The organism is Lachnospira multipara ATCC 19207 (assembly GCF_000424105.1).
GTDB lineage: Bacteria > Bacillota > Clostridia > Lachnospirales > Lachnospiraceae > Lachnospira > Lachnospira multipara.
The window spans coordinates 1-5,176 of the sequence record NZ_AUJG01000029.1; the positions used below are offsets into that span (position 1 = coordinate 1).

Here is a 5,176-nt window from a genome sequence, read left to right on the forward strand (position 1 = left end):
GTGTAAATGGCTTATCCGTTTCATTAAGGCAATCCTTGAAAAAACTTGTGTGAACATCACGCCAATATTTTAGTGATCTGTCGCCTTCACCTTCTGCATAAGCATGAAATGGTGGTACGTCCCCAAATGCCCTCACATACACATCATAGTCTCTAATTACACAAATAGCCTCATCTTTACTGTTCAAAATCACGCTATAATCCCCTGGCTTGGGAATCTCATCCAGAGCATTCTCCATTACATATTCGTCATAGGAGCTCGCGGTTCCAAATTTCTTTCCCTTCAAAACAAGTTCCGCAAGCCTATCCGTATCAGCCTCTGTGGCACCTCCAAAGGCCCATGCTTCATAAGGTGTATTTATATCAATATTATTCTTTGAACAGAATTCTGCCCATAACTCTTTATCTGTCATTATGTCTTCCTCATGTTGTGATTATTATTAGTTATGCTGAAATATTATTTGCCTCTAAAAATTTGAAGTTGATTATCTAAAAAAATATGGAACTATAAAAAGCAAAATAATCAACGAAAGTGCAAAAACAAAAATCCATTCAATAAAAGGCTTAAACCACCTATTATGCATGCATAATACATTCATTTTAGCCACACCTTGCGGATAATTAAAAGTCCATGGATATTCATCAATATAAGTAATATCAATTTCTTGCCCTAAATAATTATCACGAACAGCATTCCACTTCTTTTCACGCATATTCTTGATAGAATTAAGCGTCATAGTCTTTATAACTTTGCCCTTTTCATTACGAAATTTTACAATTGGGTATGCCAATACTTTTCTGGGGCGTATAAAAATTGCTTTCTGATTACTATATACAGCCTCATGAAAATCAACGATTGTTGCTGTACATGTAGCACCTCGTAATTTCAGTTTTATAATCCTATATAATTGACGACATGAGGCAAACGCACAAGCACAACCTGTTATTAAGAATAAAAGCCCATATAATAATTTCATTTTCTACAAACTCCGATTTGTTATTTTTTCATAGCAATTCTTAATTTATCTTTCTATCGCCATAAAATCCCATTAAAATCAATATCAATGCACTTCCAGCAAGGATTCCATCCATAATGCCGGCTGGCAATAAAAACATCATCAGCGTAATGGTTATTATGCAGATGATTACTGACAGCACTAGCCCCCACATTCTATTTTTAAGTAGTCCTATAGCACCAATCAGTCTAATCACACCGTAAATTGCCCCCATAACAATCATCATGTAAATGTTATCTTGGAAATATTGAAGCTTGAATTCAAAAAACTTTCCAATATCAAACTTATCATTTCCTAGTAACAACGCAGGTATCATACATAGCACACCAGCCAGTTCCATGAATCCACCATGAATAATCATGATAATTGCTGCTATCTTATATTTTTTCATAGTTTTTCCTCTCTCCATAAAATTCGATTGAACTTTCATTCTTTATCTATTACATATATCTAAAACCTTATTATAAAAATTCCTGTCTTCTTCAAAAAGACCATGTCCTAAGCCATCAAAAATTATCAACTCATTGTTCGATATTCCATCTCGCAATTCATAGGGTGCATCATTACCAACAGTATTATCGCAATTCCCAGACATGATATATGTTGGACATTTAATCTGAGAAAGCACTGATCTTGCATCAAAACCAAGTATCGCATATGCGTTTTTACGAAATCTGTCATAATTCTTTGGCTTGGTAAATCTAGCTAACACTGAAAGATACTTTTTATTATTTTCATTAAACTTTTTAGTATATACTTTCTCAGCCGTATCCAGCATCAACTCTGTATGCGTAGATGAAGTTGTCATCTCAATCCACTTGCTAACAACCTCTTTTATTGTTTCATTGGCATATGGCGCAGTCACAACAAGAAGCAGTTTTTCTACAAGCTCTATATAATTTGCAGCCAAAAATTGAGCTATCATTCCACCCTGTGATACGCCCATAACAATTGCCTTTTCTATCCCAAGGTTCTTCATTGCTGTGGCTTGATCATCAGCCATTTCTTTTATTGAATATCCTTCAGGAATTACATTCTTTCTACTGAATATATAGACTGTGTAATCCTTAAAGAACTTCTTATAAGTCCCCGCAAGTAACCAAGCTTTACCGTTCACAGTCCACAAACCATCAGATAATCCTGGCAAAACTACAAGATTCTTTTTTCCATCTCCGAAGGCTACATAATACATGTCTGTATCGCCAACGTTTACACATCCATTTTTATGCATAAGTACATTTCCTTCATAAACTCCGATTTATCGTGCTATCTCTTTTCATACCGCATTTCACCTTTTGTGAAATGTATAAATGAAAGTATTCCAATAGGCAGAAAATATACACACCAAACAACAAGCGCAAGCTTTCCACCGATGCTATCGCCACCAGAAGACATCTTTGCAAACAGTCCCGTCATCGGCATAAATGTGCAACTAAAGTAGAATACTCCGTGTATCAGCATCAGCGCTCTTAGCCACTTATCCGTCTTGTTCTTCGGCTTCATCGATAGCCCCGTAAAGAATGTAGATAGCGCCATCACACCGTAGCCGAGCAGGTCGTAGTTGAAGATAAGCCCGAACTTGCCGAACACTAATAAATTTGCCGCCTGTTCGTTTAGAAGTTCATTCTTTACCGTAGTCAGCTGTGCAAAGTAGACAAGCATGATAAACGTGGCGTACACCGCTGCAAGGATTAAACCAATATTCGCGGCGACTTTGCGGTCACCTTCACACTCATTTTGAATACCTGCTGTCATCATGATAAACCCTATTGGCAAAATCAGGCAGACAAAGAAGTAGCCTGTAGGAAAATTGATCATCAGAAACAATGCAAACAGAAATACTGTTAAAGTTACAATTGATGAGCCTACTTTTGAAATAATCTTGTTCAGATTCATTTAATCTCTCTCCTTAAAATTCAATTGTCTATAAAACTGAAATATAATTTGCCTCTAAAAATCTGAAGTTGTGCGATTAACTTCGAATCTATAGTTCTTTCGTGTAGTAATATCTGGCACCGGTGTAAGGATATTCTTGTAACGAGAATACTTCTTTATAGCCCAGCTTTGTGTAAAACCCAGGTGCTTGGAAAGAAAATGTATCAACAAAGACATATTTACAGCCTCGCTTGATTGCCTCTTTTTCAGCTGCTTCGATGAGTTCTTTTCCGACACCATGTCCTCGAAGTTCTTCTGAAACAAAGAGATAATGGACACAAAGCCACTTACCAAAAGTATCAGCTGTAAGTCCGGCTTGTTTATTTCCATTTTCATCCTCAAGGAAAATGCCTAAAGGAACATTCTCTGACTTCTCTCGATTGCTAAGATTGTAATCTTTGAGCATTTTATAGATTTCTGCTATATCCGCCTCATTTCCATCATTAGTAATGCGAAACTCCATGGTCTCCTCCGTTAGTAAGTTATCCTGAAATAAAATTTGCCTCTAAAAATCCCGATTTGTTAATTTCTCTATTATCAATAGTACAGAATCCTGTTGAATATCAAATAAAATTGACCCACAGAGGGTGCGAATTTTATTCTATTTTTAGATATACATATTCGCCTTCCAATTTGTTATAAACATGCTTGCCAATAATAGAAAGTAGTTTTTTGATATCATCGATTTTTTCACTTGCAAATTCAACATATGAATGATTCTTATCAGATTCATTCTCTTTTTCATACATGTCATTACAATACACAAAAAACTTATCCAATATATCATCTAAAGGATACTGCGAAACGTAAGGATCACTAGGTTCATTTTCTTCTAGTTCAGGTTCTGGCTCAAAAACAACGGATGTCACATAAATAACATCCTTTTCATTAGGATCATGTAAATCTTCCCAGACAATATCATCATCTGTTCCGACATTTTCTATTTTACGATAGTATCTTTTTCCATCATATGTAAGTATCATGTAATTCTCGAGAAATTTTCCGCTTCCCTGAGCCCAGTCTTCTGATTTCAGTAATTTTGAAACCAACTCGGTATCTGAACATCCCTTAAGTGCTAAAGATTCACCATAAGTTTTTTTATCTGTAGTTTTGTATATCATATTTTCTACTTTTTCATAATCATCTGAATTATACTTTTCTGCCTCATAAAATCTAATATTTTTCACGTTATAAAATCTCCTTTTTAATTTTGCTTTTTCTTGAACGCAGTGTAAGCAATCCCCCGCTTCAAAATCGTAAGCTTTAAGCGGGGGTATAAAGCTTACTAGTGTCAGAAGTGGTTAAAGCCCCTTCTGACAGGTGGCACAAAGTGCCACTGCGTTCATGAGGAAGTAGCGAAGCGGATTCCGAATGTCCGCTTTACTTTATCAAAAAGCCGAATATATATCTCCATAGTTTTTAAGGGTGAACTACTCCGACTTAATACTTCGTATTTGAAGTCGGAGCTTCTTGCTTCAACCACCACTGCGTAGGCTATCCTATTGGATAACGAACGTCTTACACAGTGTCCACAAGCGTATAAGTTCGGCTAGTTCCTAGCCTACTATAAGATTTATCAGAGTTTAGGCTACTTCAAGCAATCTAAGCCCTTCATTTTTTATGTTTATAGCTGCATTTAGGTCACGGTCCATTGTAAGCCCACACTTACACTTATAGATTCTTTCTTGAAGTGTAAGCTTTTTACGAGAACCACAACAGCTACAAAGTTGTGATGATGGATACCACTTATCTATTTTGATAAAGTATTTACCTCTATCATTTAGTTTATACTCAAGCATAGATAAGAACATTCCATATCCATTATCTAAAGTAGCTTTACCGTTACCAAAGCCCTTATTTGACATACTTCTCATATTAAGAGATTCTACACATACTATATCATACTGATTGGCTATCTCTGTAGATTTCTTGTGTAGATTATCTAATCTTTGATTTGAGATATGTCTATGAATTTTGTTTACTTTCTTTAATTGTTTTAGATAGTTATTGGATTTAGTTTGGTTCTTCTTAGAACCAACTTTACGAGAAAGTTTATGTTGTTCTTTAGCGAGCTTTTTATGACTTTCTCGATAGTATTTATGATTAGAACCTATATTCCCATCACTATCCATATATAAACCATCAGATTTATAATCTAATCCAATTACATTATCTGATTTAGTTACCTTAGTAATAATTCTGTCAAATTCAAAGAGAATAGAAATA

At 35.3% G+C, this 5,176-nt stretch carries 8 protein-coding genes; all 8 read right to left on the bottom strand.

Annotated features, from left to right (window positions below; genetic code table 11):
• Positions 1 to 412 (bottom strand): ASCH domain-containing protein (locus tag G600_RS0112975; RefSeq protein ID WP_027432276.1); only part of this gene is annotated, 412 nt, incomplete at its 3' end.
• A gap of 72 nt (positions 413 to 484) precedes the next feature.
• Positions 485 to 976 (bottom strand): hypothetical protein, encoded by a 492-nt coding sequence (locus G600_RS0112980; protein WP_027432277.1) that lies wholly within the window; start codon positions 974 to 976, stop codon positions 485 to 487.
• 40 nt (positions 977 to 1,016) lie between these two features.
• Positions 1,017 to 1,406, bottom strand: a complete 390-nt coding sequence (locus tag G600_RS14755) for a DUF2127 domain-containing protein (RefSeq protein WP_051195535.1) — start codon at positions 1,404 to 1,406, stop codon at positions 1,017 to 1,019.
• 42 nt (positions 1,407 to 1,448) lie between these two features.
• On the bottom strand, positions 1,449 to 2,246 hold the full coding sequence (locus tag G600_RS0112990; RefSeq protein WP_027432278.1) for an alpha/beta fold hydrolase: 798 nt from the start codon (positions 2,244 to 2,246) through the stop codon (positions 1,449 to 1,451).
• Between the two features lie 35 nt (positions 2,247 to 2,281).
• Positions 2,282 to 2,911: a hypothetical protein gene (locus tag G600_RS0112995; RefSeq protein ID WP_027432279.1), complete on the bottom strand. Its 630-nt coding sequence runs from the start codon at positions 2,909 to 2,911 to the stop codon at positions 2,282 to 2,284.
• Positions 2,912 to 2,999: 88 nt separating this feature from the next.
• Positions 3,000 to 3,413 carry a GNAT family N-acetyltransferase gene (locus G600_RS0113000; RefSeq protein WP_027432280.1) on the bottom strand — a complete coding sequence of 138 codons (414 nt, stop codon included), beginning with the start codon at positions 3,411 to 3,413 and terminating at the stop codon, positions 3,000 to 3,002.
• Positions 3,414 to 3,546: 133 nt separating this feature from the next.
• A complete protein-coding gene (locus G600_RS0113005; protein WP_051195536.1) occupies positions 3,547 to 4,137 on the bottom strand; it encodes a hypothetical protein in 591 nt (196 codons plus the stop codon).
• A 396-nt stretch (positions 4,138 to 4,533) separates the two neighbouring features.
• The coding region (locus G600_RS0113010; protein ID WP_027432282.1) for an RNA-guided endonuclease InsQ/TnpB family protein at positions 4,534 to 5,176 on the bottom strand (643 nt) is incomplete at its 5' end.